The 16,558-nt window shown below is 69.3% G+C and carries 15 protein-coding genes; 9 read left to right on the top strand and 6 right to left on the bottom strand.

Annotation, left to right across the window (positions count from 1 at the left end; translation table 11 throughout):
- Nucleotide 1 precedes the first annotated feature (1 nt).
- The gene (gene dapA, locus ACFVAV_RS05665; protein WP_379030532.1) at nucleotides 2-910 is read left to right on the top strand and encodes a 4-hydroxy-tetrahydrodipicolinate synthase; all 909 of its coding nucleotides are present in this window, start codon (nucleotides 2-4) and stop codon (nucleotides 908-910) included.
- Nucleotides 907-2,949, top strand: a complete 2,043-nt coding sequence (locus ACFVAV_RS05660; protein ID WP_379030529.1) for a ribonuclease J — start codon at nucleotides 907-909, stop codon at nucleotides 2,947-2,949. Before dapA ends, ACFVAV_RS05660 begins: the two co-directional genes overlap by 4 nt.
- Nucleotides 2,950-3,009: 60 nt before the next feature.
- Here the strand turns inward: ACFVAV_RS05660 and ACFVAV_RS05655 are convergent, their stop codons facing one another.
- Both ACFVAV_RS05655 and ACFVAV_RS05650 read right to left on the bottom strand, forming a co-directional pair.
- Entirely contained in the window at nucleotides 3,010-3,555 is a 546-nt protein-coding gene (locus ACFVAV_RS05655) for a hypothetical protein (protein WP_379030526.1), read from the bottom strand.
- A gap of 57 nt (nucleotides 3,556-3,612) precedes the next feature.
- The gene (locus ACFVAV_RS05650) at nucleotides 3,613-4,002 is read right to left on the bottom strand and encodes a DUF4189 domain-containing protein (protein WP_379030523.1); all 390 of its coding nucleotides are present in this window, start codon (nucleotides 4,000-4,002) and stop codon (nucleotides 3,613-3,615) included.
- Nucleotides 4,003-4,330: 328 nt separating this feature from the next.
- Here ACFVAV_RS05650 and ACFVAV_RS05645 point away from each other — a divergent pair, with 328 nt between their 5' ends.
- Nucleotides 4,331-6,886 carry a DNA translocase FtsK gene (locus ACFVAV_RS05645; RefSeq protein ID WP_379030520.1) on the top strand — a complete coding sequence of 852 codons (2,556 nt, stop codon included), beginning with the start codon at nucleotides 4,331-4,333 and terminating at the stop codon, nucleotides 6,884-6,886.
- Between the two features lie 451 nt (nucleotides 6,887-7,337).
- Complete coding sequence (locus tag ACFVAV_RS05640) at nucleotides 7,338-8,318, top strand: TerC family protein (RefSeq protein WP_379030517.1); 981 nt, start codon at nucleotides 7,338-7,340, stop codon at nucleotides 8,316-8,318.
- 54 nt (nucleotides 8,319-8,372) lie between these two features.
- Here ACFVAV_RS05640 and ACFVAV_RS05635 read toward each other — a convergent pair whose 3' ends face one another.
- Together ACFVAV_RS05635 and ACFVAV_RS05630 are read right to left on the bottom strand one after the other, a co-directional pair.
- Nucleotides 8,373-8,657 (bottom strand): YciI family protein, encoded by a 285-nt coding sequence (locus tag ACFVAV_RS05635; RefSeq protein ID WP_379030514.1) that lies wholly within the window; start codon nucleotides 8,655-8,657, stop codon nucleotides 8,373-8,375.
- Nucleotides 8,658-8,692: 35 nt separating this feature from the next.
- The gene (locus tag ACFVAV_RS05630; protein ID WP_189024153.1) at nucleotides 8,693-9,259 is read right to left on the bottom strand and encodes an amino-acid N-acetyltransferase; all 567 of its coding nucleotides are present in this window, start codon (nucleotides 9,257-9,259) and stop codon (nucleotides 8,693-8,695) included.
- A 182-nt stretch (nucleotides 9,260-9,441) separates the two neighbouring features.
- Between ACFVAV_RS05630 and pgsA the strand changes: the two genes are divergently transcribed.
- The 4 genes from pgsA (at nucleotide 9,442) to ACFVAV_RS05610 (ending at nucleotide 12,144) form a co-directional block, all read left to right on the top strand.
- Entirely contained in the window at nucleotides 9,442-10,098 is a 657-nt protein-coding gene (gene pgsA, locus ACFVAV_RS05625; RefSeq protein ID WP_379030510.1) for a CDP-diacylglycerol--glycerol-3-phosphate 3-phosphatidyltransferase, read from the top strand.
- Complete coding sequence (locus ACFVAV_RS05620) at nucleotides 10,095-10,586, top strand: CinA family protein (protein ID WP_379030507.1); 492 nt, start codon at nucleotides 10,095-10,097, stop codon at nucleotides 10,584-10,586. Before pgsA ends, ACFVAV_RS05620 begins: the two co-directional genes overlap by 4 nt.
- 91 nt (nucleotides 10,587-10,677) lie before the next feature.
- Nucleotides 10,678-11,124 carry a helix-turn-helix domain-containing protein gene (locus ACFVAV_RS05615; RefSeq protein ID WP_379030504.1) on the top strand — a complete coding sequence of 149 codons (447 nt, stop codon included), beginning with the start codon at nucleotides 10,678-10,680 and terminating at the stop codon, nucleotides 11,122-11,124.
- A 195-nt stretch (nucleotides 11,125-11,319) separates the two neighbouring features.
- Nucleotides 11,320-12,144, top strand: a complete 825-nt coding sequence (locus ACFVAV_RS05610) for a PspA/IM30 family protein (protein WP_379030501.1) — start codon at nucleotides 11,320-11,322, stop codon at nucleotides 12,142-12,144.
- 182 nt (nucleotides 12,145-12,326) lie between these two features.
- Here ACFVAV_RS05610 and ACFVAV_RS05605 read toward each other — a convergent pair whose 3' ends face one another.
- Nucleotides 12,327-12,593: a hypothetical protein gene (locus tag ACFVAV_RS05605; protein WP_379030499.1), complete on the bottom strand. Its 267-nt coding sequence runs from the start codon at nucleotides 12,591-12,593 to the stop codon at nucleotides 12,327-12,329.
- Nucleotides 12,594-12,710: 117 nt separating this feature from the next.
- Between ACFVAV_RS05605 and ACFVAV_RS05600 the strand changes: the two genes are divergently transcribed.
- Nucleotides 12,711-14,681 carry a glycoside hydrolase family 15 protein gene (locus ACFVAV_RS05600; RefSeq protein WP_379030496.1) on the top strand — a complete coding sequence of 657 codons (1,971 nt, stop codon included), beginning with the start codon at nucleotides 12,711-12,713 and terminating at the stop codon, nucleotides 14,679-14,681.
- Between the two features lie 3 nt (nucleotides 14,682-14,684).
- Here the strand turns inward: ACFVAV_RS05600 and ACFVAV_RS05595 are convergent, their stop codons facing one another.
- Nucleotides 14,685-16,487, bottom strand: coding sequence for a hypothetical protein (locus tag ACFVAV_RS05595; protein ID WP_379030493.1), 1,803 nt, complete (start codon nucleotides 16,485-16,487; stop codon nucleotides 14,685-14,687).
- Nucleotides 16,488-16,558 lie beyond the last annotated feature (71 nt).

Below are 16,558 nucleotides of genomic sequence, written 5' to 3'. Positions count from 1 at the left end.
CATGACGAACGGTGAATCGACGCCAACGGAGCTGCACGCGTCCGGCACGGTGGGTGTCGCGATGGTGACCCCCTTCAGCGCTGCGGGCAAGGTCGACATCGACGCCGGTGTGGCCCTGGCGGCGCGCCTGGTCGACCGCGGCGTCGATCTGCTGGCCATCTCGGGCACCACCGGTGAGTCGCCGACCACCACCGAATCGGAGAAGTCCGACCTGCTGCGCGCCGTCGTCGACGCCGTCGGCGACCGCGCCACCGTGATCGCGGGCGCGGGCACCTACGACACCGCGCACTCGCTCGAGCTGGCGCGCGCCGCCGAGGACGCGGGCGCGCACGGCCTGCTGGTCGTGACCCCGTACTACTCGCGGCCCACGCAGGAAGGCCTGATCGCGCACTTCACCGCGGTCGCCGATGCCACCTCGCTGCCCGTGACCCTCTACGACATTCCGCCGCGGTCGGTGGTGCCGATCGCCATCGACACGATCCGCAGGCTCGCCGATCACCCGAACATCGTCGCGGTGAAGGACGCCAAGGGCGATCTGGTCTCCGGCGCCGATCTCATCGCGACCACCGGCCTGGACTTCTACTCCGGTGACGACGGGCTCAACCTGCCCTGGCTCTCGGTCGGCGCCACCGGATTCATCAGCGTGATCGGGCATCTGGTGCCCGAACGCCTGCGCGAGATCCACCAGGCCTACACCGCCGGTGACGTGGTCCGCGCCAGGGAGATCAACGCGACACTGTTGCCGCTGTTCGCGGCCATGACCCGCCTGGGAGGTGTGGCGATGTGCAAGGGAGCTCTTCGATTGCTCGGTGTCGAGGTGGGTGAACCGCGGTTGCCCCAGCTGATGCCCACGCAGGCGCAGCTCGACGCGCTGGCGCTGGATCTGCAGGCCGCGGGGGTGTCGGCATGACCGAACCTGCCGCTCGTAAGCCTCGTCGCCGCGCCGCCAGCCGTGCCGCCGGCGCGCCCGAACCCACTCCGGTCGCACCGCCGCAGGCCGCCCCCGCCGCGCCGAAGGAGGTCGCCACGCCGGTCGCCGAGATCATCGCCGAGGCGAACCTGGTCGGCGAGGCCGAGCTGGGCACCGACCTGATCAGCGTCGCCGAGGAGCAGGTCACGGTGCCGAAGAAGGCCGGTTCGCGCCGCGCCAAGTCCAAGCCGGCCGCCGAGCAGGCACCGCAGCAGCAGTCCCGCGGCGGTGGCGGCCGTGGCCGCCAGGGTGGTGGCCGCGGTCGTGGCGCCGCACCGGCAGCCGAATCCCGCGAGAAGGCCGCTCAGGACCGGCTCGGCACCCCGCCGAAGCTGCCGAAGAACGGCCTGCGCGTGTTCGCGCTCGGCGGCATCGGCGAAATCGGCCGCAACATGACCGTTTTCGAGTACAACGGCAAGCTGCTGATCGTCGACTGCGGTGTGCTGTTCCCCGAGGACCAGCAGCCCGGTGTCGACCTGATCCTGCCCGACTTCCGGCCCATCGAGGACCGGATGGACGACATCGTCGCCATCGTGCTCACCCACGGTCACGAGGACCACATCGGCGCGGTGCCGTTCCTGCTGCGCAACCGCCCCGACATCCCCGTGATCGGCGCGAAGTTCACCCTCGCGCTGGTCGCCGCCAAGTGCCGTGAGCACCGGCTGCAGCCCAAGCTCATGGAGGTCGCCGAGGGCGAGACCACCGTGCACGGCCCGTTCGAGTGCGAGTACTTCGCGGTCAACCACTCGATCCCCGACGCCATCGCGGTCGCCATCCGCACCCCGGCGGGCGTGGTGCTGCACACCGGTGACATCAAGCTCGACCAGCTGCCGCTCGACGGCCGCCTCACCGACCTGGCAGGCTTCTCCCGGCTCGGCGACGAGGGTGTCGACCTGTTCCTGGTCGACTCCACCAATGCCGAGGTCCCCGGCTTCGTCACCCCCGAGCGCGAGATCGGCGGTGTGCTCGACAATGTGATCGGCAAGGCGCGCAACCGCGTCATCGTCGCGTCGTTCGCCAGCCACGTGCACCGCATCCAGCAGGTCGTCGACGTGGCGCAGAAGTACAACCGCAAGATCTGCTTCGTCGGCCGCTCGATGGTGCGCAACATGCAGATCGCGCAGGACCTGGGCTACCTGACGGTGCCCGACAATGTGGTCGTCGACCTGGACCAAGCCGCCAACCTGCCCGGCAACCGCCTGGTGCTGATCTCCACCGGCTCCCAGGGCGAGCCGCTCTCGGCGCTGGCCCGGATGGCCAGGGGCGACCACCGCCAGATCAACATCCGCGCCGACGATCTGATCGTGCTGGCGTCCTCGCTGATCCCCGGCAACGAGAACTCGGTGTTCGCGGTGGTCAACGGGCTGGCCCGGCTGGGCGCGACGGTCATCACCCAGCAGAACGCGAAGGTCCACGTCTCCGGCCACGCCTCGGCCGGTGAGCTGCTGTACCTGTACAACGCGGTGCGCCCGACCAATGCCATGCCGGTGCACGGCGAATGGCGGCACCTGCGCGCCAACGCCGCGCTCGCGGTGGCCACCGGCGTGCCGGAGGAGCGGGTCGTGCTGGCCGAGGACGGCGTCGTGGTCGACCTGGTCGACGGCATCGCCTCCATCGTCGGCCGCGTGCCGGTCGGGCACGTCTACGTCGACGGCCTCTCGGTCGGTGACGTCGGCGAGTCGACCCTGTCGGACCGCCTGGTCCTCGGCGAGGGTGGCTTCATCTCGATCACCGTCGTCATCGACGCGACCACCGGCAAGGCGGTCAGCACCGAGATCAACGGGCGCGGCTTCTCCGACGACCCGGCCGCGCTCAGCGGCGCGAACGAGCTGGTGGAGGCCGAGCTGCTGCGGCTGGCCGGTGAGGGCATCACCGACACCCACCGCATCGCCCAGGGCGTGCGGCGCGTGGTCGGCCGCTGGGTCGCCGACACCTACCGCCGCCGCCCGATGATCGTGCCCACGGTCATCGGCGTCTGATCCAGACGAAACACGAAACCGCCGGGTGACAGTGTCGCCCGGCGGTTTTCGTTGCTCGCGTCAGGCCTGGCAGGCCGCGGAGTCGAGCTTGGCCGACTTCACGATGTTGCAGGTGAACACGTGCGACACGCGCCAGCCGCCCTCGGAGGCCACGAATTCCACGGTCGCGCCCTGGACCGGCGTGCCGTCGATGGTGACGTCGGCGGGTGCCTTCACCTTGCCGTCGGCCGGCGTGCCGACGCTGGTGATCTTGGCCTTGACGTTGTTCTTCTTCGCTGCCTCGACGAACTTGTCGACCAGGTTCGGGTCGCGCTCGGCGTCCTCGATGAAGGTGGCCTTCTCCTCGGCGGTCAGCTGACCCGCCATGGCCTTGTCCAGGCGGGCGTTGAGCTCGTCCACCGTCGGCGCGGGCAGCACCGGCACGGCGGTGGTCATCGGCGCGTCACCCTCCTGGGTGCCCTCCACCTTCTTGCCGTCCTCGAACGCGGCGCCCGCGGTGGTCGTCGGGGCCCCGGCGGAGGGCTCGCTGCTGCTGCACGCGGTCAAGCCGAGCGCGGCGGCGGCCGCCGTCACGGCGACCGCCGTCTTGAACATGCGGTTGTTCACTGATCTCCCCAATTGAGATATGGCGCCGGAGTGACTTTCCGGCGGGTCGTGCGCGACTTAGAGCTCGTAGCCCGAAGTGCAGTTCCAGTTGATGATGGTGGCCGCGCCGCGGTTGGCGTTGAGCGCGCTGCGCTTGGCCGCCCGCAGCGAGGGCCCCGAAGCCCAGCTGTAGGAGCGGCTCGACTCGGCGAGGGCGCCGCACCCGTTGCGCCACGAAATCTTCACGTCGCAGCCGGCGCCGCCCCCGCTACGCTGGCAGCCTGCCATCGCAGCCGACTCGGCCGCGGCGTAGCTGCCGTAATTGGCGGTGATGCTGGATGCACCGTTGCGCGACAGCGCGAGCGCGCCGTAGTTGTCGGCCTGCGCCTGGGCCGGCGCGATGTGGCCGCCCAGCAACGCGCCGATGGTCGCGGTCATGACCACCGCGCCGGTGAAAGCTCTTTTCACGTGATTCCCCTCGTATTCCTGGTCCGCAACCTGGTGGACCGGGTGACAACGTACCGACCGTTGCGTGTTCGGCGCCACCTGCGGCGCCCGGATTCGCGCCGATCACAAGGGATCTGAAAGGTTTTGCTCAGGCCGCGAGCGCCGAAACCGCGGTCGTTCGGCACCGATTCGATCGGCCGGGGCCCGCGAAACGCGGTCGCGGGCGAGTTTTCCCCGCGCTGACCGGGGCCCTGCGACCTGCGCATCCGGGTGAGATCACGGCCGCAACCGGGGTGGGACCAGTGTTGCGGATGGTCCAGGCGGTGCCTGAGCGGCTAGCCTGATGGTCATGGCAGGTAAGTCCCGCAGCACCACGACCTCTCGGGCGCGGGCGGGATCGAGCAGGGGGCAGACGCCGTCGGCGCGATCTCGTTCGGCGACTCCGCGAGCGTCGGCGGCGCCGCGGGGACGCACCGCGCCCGCGCGCAGGCCGGTCAAACGCGCCTCGGATACCGCGCCCCTGGCGGTGATCGGGCGCGGTGTCGGCAGCGGCTGGACCATGCTGGCGCGTGGCGTCGGCGCCACCACCCGCACGCTGAGCCGGGCCGGCGAGATCGAGCACGGGCACCGGCGCGACGGAATCGGCTTGGCGCTCATCGCGGTCAGCGCGATCATCGCCGCCGCCATGTGGTTGTCGGCCGGCGGTCCGGTCGGGCGGTTCCTCGAAGACGTCGTGCGCGCGATCGCGGGAACGGCGGGCGGGCTGGCCCCGCTGCTGTTCATCGCCCTCGCCGTGCTGCTCATGCGCACCGAGCCGCAGCCGGAGATCCGGCCGCGGCTGGTGCTGGGCGGTCTGCTCGTCGTGCTGCCCGCGCTGGGTGTGTGGCATCTGGCCGCCGGGTCACCCACCGACGCGCAGGGACGTTCGCGGGCGGCGGGCGCGCTCGGCTACGCCGTCGGTGGTCCGCTCGGGCAGGGGCTCACGCCGTGGCTGGCGTTGCCGATCCTGCTGCTGGCCATGGTGTTCGGTGTGCTGCTGCTCACCGGGACCACGGTGCGCGAGGTGCCCGCGGTCCTGCGCGAATACTTCGGTCTCGGCGAGCATGCCGCCGACGACGACCCGTACGATCCGGCCAACTACGACGCCGACGGATTCCCGGTGCACCGCAACCGGACCCGCCGCCGTGGTCAGACCCCCGACGACAACTACCCGCCCGACGAGTTCGGCGGCGACGACGCGCTCACCGAATCGCTCGGCGAACCGCCGCTGCGTGACGCCAAACCGATCGTCGACGAACCGCCCGCACCCGCGCCCGCACCGAAACCGGCGCGGAAACGCCCGCCCGCCAAGGTCGTCGACCAGACCCCGCCCGCGCCGCCGGAGCCGGAGTTCGTCACCGACCGGGTCGTCGACGGCGACTACACGCTGCCGCCGCTGACCCTGCTGCTCGACGGTGATCCGCCCAAGAAGCGTTCGGCCGCCAACGAATCGATGATCGAGGCGATCACCGAGGTGCTGGTGCAGTTCAAGATCGACGCCGCCGTCACCGGTTTCGTGCGCGGCCCGACCGTCACCCGCTACGAGGTGGAGCTCGGCCCCGGCGTCAAGGTCGAGAAGATCACCGCGCTGGCCCGCAACCTCGCCTACGCGGTCGCCACCGAGAACGTGCGCCTGCTCGCGCCGATCCCCGGCAAGTCGGCCGTCGGTATCGAAGTGCCCAACGCCGACCGCGAATTGGTGCGCCTGGCCGACGTGCTCAAGTCGCCGCACACCCGCAATGACCACCATCCGCTGGTGATCGGCCTCGGCAAGAACATCGAGGGCGAGTTCGTCTCGGCGAACCTGGCCAAGATGCCGCACCTGCTGGTGGCGGGCTCCACCGGTTCCGGTAAGTCGAGCTTCGTCAACTCGATGCTGATCTCGCTGCTGCACCGGGCCACTCCGGAAGAGGTCAGGATGATCCTGATCGACCCGAAAATGGTGGAGCTCACGCCGTATGAAGGCATTCCGCACCTGATCACGCCCATCATCACCCAGCCGAAGAAGGCCGCCGCCGCGCTGGCCTGGCTGGTCGAGGAGATGGAGCAGCGCTATCAGGACATGCAGGCCAACAAGGTCCGCCACATCGACGACTTCAACAAGAAGGTGAAGTCGGGCCAGATCACCGCGCCGCTGGGCAGCGAGCGCGTATACCGGCCCTACCCGTACATCCTGGCCATCGTCGACGAGCTCGCCGACCTGATGATGACCGCGCCGCGCGATGTCGAGGACGCGATCGTGCGGATCACCCAGAAGGCGCGTGCGGCAGGTATCCACCTGGTGCTGGCCACCCAGCGCCCATCGGTGGACGTGGTCACCGGCCTGATCAAGACCAATGTGCCCTCCCGCCTGGCCTTCGCGACCTCCTCGCTCACCGACTCGCGCGTCATCCTGGACCAGCCGGGCGCGGAGAAGCTGATCGGCATGGGCGACGGCCTGTTCCTGCCGATGGGCGCGGGCAAGCCGACCCGGCTGCAGGGCGCGTTCATCTCCGACGAGGAGATCCACGCGGTCGTCGAGTTCAGCAAGACCCAGGCCGAGCCCGAGTACCAGGAGGGCGTCACCGCCGCCAAGGCAGGCGAGGTCAAGGATGTCGACCCCGATATCGGCGACGACATGGACGTGCTGCTGCAGGCCGTGGAACTCGTGGTGACCTCGCAGTTCGGCTCCACCTCCATGCTGCAGCGCAAGCTGCGCGTCGGCTTCGCCAAGGCGGGCCGGTTGATGGACCTGATGGAGACGCGCGGCGTCGTGGGCCCCAGCGAGGGGTCCAAGGCGCGCGATGTGCTGATCAAGCCCGACGAGCTCGACGGGCTGCTGTGGTCGATCCGTGGCGGCGACCCCGGTGGGGCCGAGGACGACTAGGTCGGCGCGCGTTGCTGGTTTGCTCTGACCGTGCCGGAAGCAGTCGGCGACGAACGAGGAGGGACCGGAGGCGCGGTGGCGTACGGGTGTGGGGGAGGAGCCTGGGTCAGGCCGGTGAGAATCCGGTCAGAAGGCGATGCGCACGCACGAAAGGCGGTGCGGCAGCACGGCACCCAGGGGCAGCCGGTGCATATCGACACGGCGTTCGTACTGCGCGGTGGATCCGTTCACGGCTAGCTCCTCTCGTGGTGCCGGGGTCTTGCGACGATGCGTCGACGGTAGCAGCGTGGGATGTGCCGCGAAACGGATTTATCCGCCGCGCCGACCGGGCCCTTGCGCAGGTCAGGCCGCGTGTGTGTGAAATCATGGCGGGCAATCGTTCCGCAAAGCCGACTGAAACGGACATTTCGGGCATGATGGACCGCATGAACTTCATCGATCGGACCACCACATGCAGGTGACCGCGCTCGAGTGGGTGATCACCTGTCTGGTGATCCTCGGCTTGTTCGTCTTCGACTTCTTCGCCCATGTGCGGACACCGCACGAACCCACGTTCAAGGAATCCGGCTTCTGGTCGGCCGTCTACATCGGCCTGGCGCTGCTGTTCGGCCTGTTCGTCGCCTGGAAATGGGGCGGGACCTTCGCGGGGGAGTACTACGCGGGCTTCGTCACCGAGAAGGCCCTCTCGGTGGACAACCTGTTCATCTTCCTGATCATCATGAGCACCTTCGCCGTGCCGCGGATCTACCAGCAGAAGGTGCTGCTGATCGGCATCGTGCTGGCGCTGGTGATGCGCGGTGCCTTCATCGCCGTCGGCGCGGCCGCGATCAGCGCGTTCAGCTGGGTGTTCTACCTGTTCGGCGCGTTCCTGATCTACACCGCGATCAACCTGCTGCGCGAGAGCGGACACGAGGTCGAGCACGAGCAGCAACGCGACAGCCGGATCGTCGCGCTGGCCAAGCGGATCCTGCCCACCACCGATCAGTACGACGGCGACAAACTCGTCACCCGGATCGATGGCAAACGTGTGGTGACCCCGCTGCTGCTGGCGCTGCTGGCCATCGGCTTCGCCGACCTGCTCTTCGCCCTGGACTCGATTCCGGCCATCTACGGCCTCACCGAGCAGCCCTACCTGGTGTTCACCGCCAACGCCTTCGCACTGATGGGCCTGCGGCAGCTGTACTTCCTCATCGGCGGCCTGCTCGACCGCCTGGTGTACCTGTCCTACGGCCTGGCCGCGATCCTGGCGTTCATCGGCGTGAAGCTGGTACTGCACGCCCTGCACGAGAACACGCTGCCGTTCATCAACGGTGGTGAGCACGTGAGCGTGCCGGAGATCTCCACCCCGATGTCGCTGAGCGTGATCATCGGCATCCTGATCGTCGCCACGGTGGCGAGCCTGCTGAAGACCCGCCGCACCACCTCCTCCTGACCGCGCACTGCCCGGAACCACCGTGGTTCCGGGCAGTGCTGTGTCAGCGGACGGTCACTCGGCGAAGGCGCCCATCACCGGCAGCCATTCGACGACGCGCACGGCCTCGATCAGGCCCAGCTTCGCGAACGGGTCGTCGGCCAGCAGCGTGGTCAGCGAGGGCGCGTCCTCGGCGCGGAAGATCAGCAGCGCGCCCGTACCGTCCGGGTACGGGCCGCTGGTGAGCACGGTGCCCACGTCGACGAGCGCGTTGAGCCACCCACGGTGCTCGGGGCGGTTGGTCGCCCGGTCGGCCGCGGTGGCCTCGGAATAGGTGTAGTGGACGGCGAAGATCGGCACGGTCGATCACTTTCTCGCGGTGGACTTGCGGATATTCAGAGAGTCAGCAGCATGCGGGTGTTGCCGAGGGTGTTCGGCTTGACGTAGCTCAGGTCGAGGAACTCGGCGACACCGGTGTCGTAGGACCGGCACATCTCGGCGTACACCTCGGCGGTGACGGGCGTGCCGTCGATCTCCACGAAACCGTGCCTGCCGAAGAAGTCCACCTCGAAGGTCAGCACGAACAGTCGCTGCAACTGCAGCTCACGCGCGACCGCGACCAGCCGCTCGACGACGGCGCCACCGACGCCGCGGCCCTTCACCACCGGATCGACGGCAACGGTGCGCACCTCGCCCAGATCGGCCCACAGCACGTGCAGCGCACCACAGCCGACGACCTGTCCGTCGAGCTCGGCCACCCAGAATTCCTGGACGGACTCGTACAGGGTGACCAGGTTCTTCTCCAGCAGGATGCGGCCCGCGTACTCGTCGACCAGACGCTTGATCTCGGGGACGTCCGAGGTTCGGGCTCGTCGCACGACCACGCCGGAAACAGGCGCCGCAGAGGGCGCGACAGGATGCGCGTCGCTGGTCGAACCACCCAGTGGTCCCCGTGAGGTCATGGGGTGCACAGTAGTCGGCCCGCTTACCGATAGTCTGAACGTGTGCCGCACATCCTGTCGTTCCGCTCACCGCATCGCGCGGGGCTCGACGACCGGCCCCAGCGGCGCTGCTCGCGCGAGCAAACCGCGCGCGAAACGTGTGGATTTCGGCGCAGTGCCGGTGAGTGCCGAGAGGGCGGGGCATGAGCGTGCGACCCGAAGAGATCGACCGCGGGTGGGAGGCGCCCGCGCCGCCGCGGGCGGTGCCCGACCGCGCCGACGCGCAGGTTCCCCTGCTCAACATCGCGAACGTGCTGACCGTCGCGCGCATCGTGCTGGTCCCGTTGTTCGTGCTGGCGCTGTTCGCCGACGGCGGGCACGACACGCGCTGGCGGATCATCGCGGCCGCGGTGTTCGGGCTGGCGGCGATCACCGATCGCTTCGACGGGCAACTGGCCCGCAAATACGGTCTGGTCACCGATTTCGGCAAGCTGGCCGACCCCATCGCGGACAAGGCGCTGATCGGTTCGGCCCTGATCGGGCTCTCGATCCTGGGTGATCTGCCCTGGTGGATCACCGTGGTCATCGTCGGACGTGAGATCGGCATCACACTGCTGCGGCTGGTGGTGGTCCGGCGCGGGGTGATCCCGGCCGGCCGTGGCGGCAAGCTCAAGACACTGGTGCAGTCGATCGCCATCGCGCTGCTGCTGTTGCCGCTGTCGGGTGCCTTCGCGACCGCGGGCATGGCGCTGATGTACGCGGCGGTGGCGCTGACCGTGATCACCGGCCTGGACTACGTCGGCCAGGCGGCCCGGCTGTGGCTGGCAGGGGGACGCGGACGCGGCGAGTCCCGCTCGTGAGCGATCCGCTCGTCGTCGGCGCGCCGGTCGCCGAACTGGTCCGGGCGCTGGCCGCGGCCGGTCAGACCGTCGCCACCGCCGAATCGCTGACCGCAGGCCTGCTGGCCGCCACCGTGGCCGGTGTGCCGGGCGCCAGCGCGGTGCTGCGGGGTGGCCTGATCGTGTACGCCACCGACCTGAAGAACCACCTGGCCTGCGTCGACGACGACATCCTCCGGGTCGACGGGCCGGTCGCCGCGTCGACGGCCGAGCAGCTCGCGGTGGGCGCCCGGGAACGCTGCGGCGCCGACTGGGGTGTGGGCCTGACCGGGGTCGCTGGACCCGATTCCCAGGACGGGCACCCGGTCGGGACGGTATACCTCGGATTGGCCGGTCCGAGTCACAGCGAAGTGGTCCGGTTGAAACTGCACGGCGACCGGTGGACGATCAGAATCGGTGCGGTGCACAGCGCGGTGCGGGAGTTGCTGCGCTGTGTGACGACGAACTAGCCACGTCCGGGAACCACCGGCCGATGCTCGACGTTGTGCCAGAAAGAGGTGAGCACCGCTACGGCGGTGACACGAGGTGGAGGAGAACGAGATGACGCTGCTGCGGGAGGCAATCGGGGACAGTCTGCGGCGTGCGCGTCTCGCCCAGCATCGAACGCTGCGCGAGGTGTCGACCTCGGCGCGCGTGAGCCTCGGCTATCTGTCGGAAGTGGAGCGCGGCCGCAAGGAAGCCTCCAGTGAACTGCTCGCCGCCATCTGCGAGGCACTGGACGTGCCGCTGTCGCGGGTGCTGTGGGACGTGAGCACCATCATGGCGGGCGCGGACGGTTCCGCGCCGCGCGAGCCCGCGCTGACCGGCCCCGCCGCGGAGCGCGAGACCGTCGCGGCCGAGCCCGCCGCCGAACCTGCCGCCGCGCCCGAGTCGGCCGCCGCGAGCATGTCGGCCGACCAGGGCCCCCGGATCGGCATCGCCGAGGACACTCGCATCGTCATCCCGGCGCCGAGGGCCGAGATGCTGGTACTGGTGAAGGGAATGTGACGCGGCGAACCACGTGCCGGACGCGCGAGACGCTGCACACCGCTGGTGAGAACGGATAGATTCTCATCAGGCGTCGATTGGGCCGGTCACTCCGGCCCGGGTGCCGCATGGTGAAGGATAAGCACATATCTGGTGCGTGACGGTCGCGCACCACCAGTCGCACGAGCGACGCACAGATGGAGGCGGGATCAATCGATGGCTAATCCGTTCGTGAAGGCCTGGAAGTACATGATGGCCCTCTTCGACTCCAAGATCGAAGAGCATGCGGATCCGAAGGTCCAGATTCAGCAGGCTATCGAGGAGGCGCAGCGTCAGCACCAGGCGCTGTCGCAGCAGGCGGCGTCGGTGATCGGCAACCAGCGTCAGCTGGAGATGAAGCTGAACCGCCAGCTCGACGAGGTCGAGAAGCTCAACGCCAATGCCCGTCAGGCTGTCACGCTGGCCGACCAGGCGGCCGCCGCGGGCGACACCGAGAAGGCGATCCAGTACACCAACGCCGCCGAGGCGTTCGCCGCCCAGCTGGTCACCGCCGAGCAGTCGGTGGAAGACCTCAAGGTGCTGCACGACCAGTCCCTGCAGGCCGCCGCGCAGGCCAAGAAGGCGGTCGAGCAGAACGCGATGATGTTGCAGCAGAAGGTGGCCGAGCGCACCAAGCTGCTCAGCCAGCTCGAGCAGGCCAAGATGCAGGAGCAGGTCTCGGCCTCGCTCCAGCAGATGGACTCCACGCTGTCGGCACCCGGTTCCACCCCCAGCCTCGACGCGGTGCGCGACAAGATCGAGCGTCGCTACGCCAACGCGCTCGGTGCCGCCGAGCTGGCGCAGAACACGGTGCAGGGTCGCATGATGGAGGTCCAGCAGGCCAGCATCCAGATGGCGGGGCACAGCAAGCTCGAGCAGATCCGCGCCTCGATGCGCGGTGAGGCGCTGCCCACCGGCAACAACGCACAGGCGATCGATTCGGCCAAGCAGCAGCCCGCCCAGGCACCGCAGATCAACAAGGGCCAGACCGCACAGCAGTAGATATCGGAGCGCCGGCGCGCTCGAGTTCGCTGCCCCTTGTGTCCCGGGGGGGGGGGGGCCGGGGGGGGGCGGGGGGGGGCCGGGCCCCCCCCGGCCGCTCCGATATCACCGCGTGAAGAACCAGGCGATGACGACGAGGACGAGCAGGGCAACCAGGGCGAGCTGAACGCGGGAACGTGGCATCAGCGGGCACCGCTGCCGACGGTCGGGCGCGCGGGCGCGGCGGCGACGGGTACCGCCGCGACCGGCACGGCAGCCGGAATCGACGGCTCGATGCGATCCTCACGGCCGAGAAGGCGGAAGATCGCGCGCAGGGCGCGGTCGAGCAGGAAGGCGATGGCGAAGCTGATCGGGACCATGCCGACCAGCACGACGAGGAACTGGGGGATGAAGGGCAGCCCGGCTACCCAGAGTTCGAAGCCGTCCCACCAACCTGCGATGCGTTGCACGCCGACCAGCCTAGTCGGTGACCGTGAACGGGCGAATTTCCGTCGCCGTGACCGGCGGAACAGCAGTGTCCGTGGGGCGTCGGTGGACGATAGCGGGCAACGCGCTGATGATGGGGTATGGAGTCTTCCAGCGCCGACAGCCTGCCGATTCTGAGTCCGGTCTCCTCCAGCGGCCGTCGCGGCGCCTTCCCGCCGATCGACGACTACGCCTTCCTGTCCGATTGCGAGACGAGCTGCCTGATCGCCAGCAGCGGCTCGGTCGAGTGGATGTGCGTTCCCCGGCCCGACTCCCCCAGCGTGTTCGGCGCCATCCTGGACCGCAGCGCCGGGCACTTCCGGATCGGGCCCTACGGCAAGCACGTGCCCGCCGCGCGGCGGTACCTGCCGGGCGGGATGATCCTCGAGACGACCTGGCAGACCGAGACCGGCTGGCTGATCGTGCGCGATGCGCTGGTACTCGGCCCCTGGCACAACAATATGGCCCGCTCCAGGACCCATCGCCGCACCCCGATGGACTGGGACGCCGAGCACATGCTGTTGCGGACGGTGAAATGTGTCAGCGGCACAGTCGAATTGGAGATGAGCTGCCAGCCCTCGTTCGACTATCACCGCCGCGGCGCGCGCTGGGAGTACACCGGCAACGTCTATGAGGAGGCGACCGCGGTCGCCGTGAACAATCCCGACGCCGGACCGTCGCTGATGCTCACCACCGACCTGCGACTCGGTCTGGAGGGACGGGAAGCGCGGGCGCGCACGCGGATGAGCGAGGGCGATTCGGTGTTCGTCGCGCTGTCCTGGTCGGACCTGCCCGCCCCCGCCACCTTCGACGAGGCGGCCAAGAAGATGTGGACGACCGCCGAATGCTGGCGCCGCTGGATCACTCTCGGCGATTTCCCCGACCATCCGTGGCGCAGCTATCTGCAGCGCAGCGCGCTGACACTGAAGGGCCTCACCTACGCGCCGACCGGCGCGCTGCTGGCCGCCGCCACCACCTCGCTGCCGGAAACCCCCGGCGGAGAACGTAACTGGGACTACCGCTACACCTGGGTGCGCGACTCCAGTTTCGCGCTGTGGGGTCTGTACACCCTTGGCCTCGACCGCGAGGCCAACGACTTCTTCAACTTCCTCAACGACGTGACCACCGACGACAACGGTGACGCGCTGCCCCTGCAGGTGCTCTACGGCATCGGCGGCGAACGCCGGATCACCGAGGAGATCCTGCCCGACCTGTCCGGCTACGACAACTCGCGACCGGTGCGTATCGGCAATGCCGCCTACAACCAGGACCAGCACGACATCTGGGGCACCATGCTCGATGCGGTGTACCTGCACGTGAAATCCCGTCAGCAGGTGCCGGAATCACTCTGGCCGATGCTGGAACGTACCGTGAACGCCGCGATCTCGCGCTGGCGCGAACCCGATCGCGGCATCTGGGAGGTGCGCGGCGAGCCACAGCAGTTCACCTCGTCGAAGGTGATGTGCTGGGTCGCCCTCGACCGCGGCGCCCGGCTGGCCCAGCTACACGGCCAGTTCGAACGGGCCTACGAGTGGTTCGACATCGCCGAGGAGATCCGCGAGGACGTCCTCGCCAACGGCGTCGACGAGGACGGCGTGTTCACCCAGACCTACGGCAGCCGCACCCTCGACGCGTCGCTGCTGCTGGTGGTGCTGACCCGGTTCCTGCCGCCGGACGATCACCGGGTGAAGGCGACCGTGCTCGCCATCGCCGACCGGCTCACCGTGCACGGCCTGGTGCTGCGCTACGACACCGACACCACCGACGACGGGCTCACCGGCGAGGAGGGCACCTTCACCATCTGCTCGTTCTGGCTGGTGTCGGCGCTGGTGGAGATCGGCGAACTCGAACGCGCCACCCAGCTGTGCGAGCGGCTGCTCGGCCTGGCCAGCCCGCTGCGCCTCTACGCCGAGGAGATCGACCCGCACACCGGCAGGCACCTGGGCAACTTCCCGCAGGCGTTCACCCACCTGGCGCTGATCAACGCGGTGACCCACGTGATCAGGGCGGAGGACTCCCGCCAGGCTGGTCAGTTCCAGCCGGCGCACACGCCGTCGCACCGGCCGAACTGAGCGTCAGTACGCGAGGCGCTCGGCGCGTTCCCTGAGCCCGGCCAGCGTGCGCAGGCCCACGTCGATCTCGGTGATGCGCAGTTCGCGGTGATCGCCGTAGCGCAGGCCGGTCTCCTCGGCGGCGCGCAGCGCCTCGTCGGCGGTGCGGCCCACCTCGGCGGCGATCTCGGTGTAGTGATCGCGCAGCACCCGCTGCAGGGTGCGCAGGCGGTTGCGGGATTCCTTGCCCACCTGGAAGATCACGTCGTCGGCCAGCCGGGCGACGGCCACCTTGGCCTCGGACTGCCTGCGCTGCTTGCGGTTGCGGCGGTCGTCCCACAGCGCGTTCACGCCCAGCAGCACGCCTGCGCCCGCGGAATACCAGTTGACCAGCGACATCCCGAGCAGGCTGGTGGCCAGACCGACCATCAGGATGCCACCGTAGGAACCGCGCAGCGCCGAGAGCGCCTGCTGTCCGACACTGGATTTCGCGCTTTCGAGGGTCTCCAGCGGCTGCACCGGATCGAGCACGTCGCCGGGGTTGGTCAGGCGCAGCTCGGGCAGCGGCGGGGTGCGGTTGTCCGGCGGGAACTTCGCGGCCACCTGCTCGGCGAGTTCGACGGCGCGGTAGTGCGCCATCACGAAGTTCTCCTCGACGGCCTCGCAGATCCGCGCGTCGAGCTCGGTCGCGAAATCGGACCACTTGCGCGCCGGATCGGTGCGGGCGATCTCGGCCTCGGCCTCCCGGACCAGGGTGCGCAGCCGGTGCCGCAGATCGTGTTCGATGTCGGCGCTCAGCTCGGAGCTGCCGTCGACGAGGGTGACCTGCCAGCTGGCCGTGCGCTGACGCAGCTGATCGGCCTCGGCGCGGGCGGCCGCGAGTCGCTGGGTGATCTCGGCCCGCCTGCGCGGATCGCGCAGGGTGTCGGCCTCGGCACGCAAAGTGACGCCGAGCTGCTCGGTGACCAGGCCGATATCGCGCACCGCGGCGGCCACGGCGACCGAATCAGCCTGGGCGACGACGTAATCGTGCAGGTGATCGATGAGCTGGGGCACCCCGGACTCGATGTCGCGCTGCTGGTCGCCGATCTCCCCGGCCTGCCGGTGCAGCAGCGCCGAGACCGGGGCGACCGCGAAGTTCAGTCCGGCGCCGTCGAGCAGCGCGCGGTTGCGCCGCTGGGTCAGCGACCAGTGCGGGTTGCGGTCGATCTTGGTGAGCACGCACACCACCGACGGGCACACCTGCTCGACCCGGCGCAGGTAGTCCAGTTGCGCCTCGGTCAGTTCGGCGGCGGCATCGGTGGCGTAGAGCACCACATCGGCGGCGGCGATCATCGACCAGGCCGCGCTCTCGTGGGTGGCGGCGCCAGGGGCGTCCATCACGACCAGGCCGTCGGCCAGCAGCGGGCTGGGCTCGGCGAATTCCGCGCGCAGCACGCCGAGCGCGGTCAGCGCGGGACCGGGGTTCAGCGGATCGACGGGCACCCGCTCGACGCGGCCACGCTGGGCCGACTTCACCAGCGTCGCGGCCGGCGCGGGTCCGTACTCGACGATCACCGGGACGCTCGGCTTGCCGTCGGTCGCGCTGACCGGGGTGCCGACCATGCTGTTGACCAGCGTGCTCATCCCGGCCTGCGGTTCACCGACGACGACCAGGCGGACCCTGGTGTCGCTGAGCCTGGCTCGTACCATTCCGAGCCGCGCGTCGAGGTCGTCCCGGCCGCCGGTGCGGACCAGTTCCCGCAGTTCGTCGACAAGGGACACGACCGGAGCCATCACATCCGGATGTTTCACCGTCGCGGCCTGCAGTCCGGCAGCGGCAGACAACCTGTTCCTCACTCTCGTTGCAGGAGCCCGGCCGAGGCGCTGGGACTACGTCATTTGGTCAGACGACCTGG

Origin of the sequence: Nocardia sp. NPDC057663 (genome assembly GCF_042799895.1) — a bacterium.
Taxonomy (GTDB): domain Bacteria; phylum Actinomycetota; class Actinomycetes; order Mycobacteriales; family Mycobacteriaceae; genus Nocardia.
The sequence above is the reverse complement of the archived record's forward strand: the minus strand, read 5'-3'. Positions and strand labels throughout refer to the sequence as shown.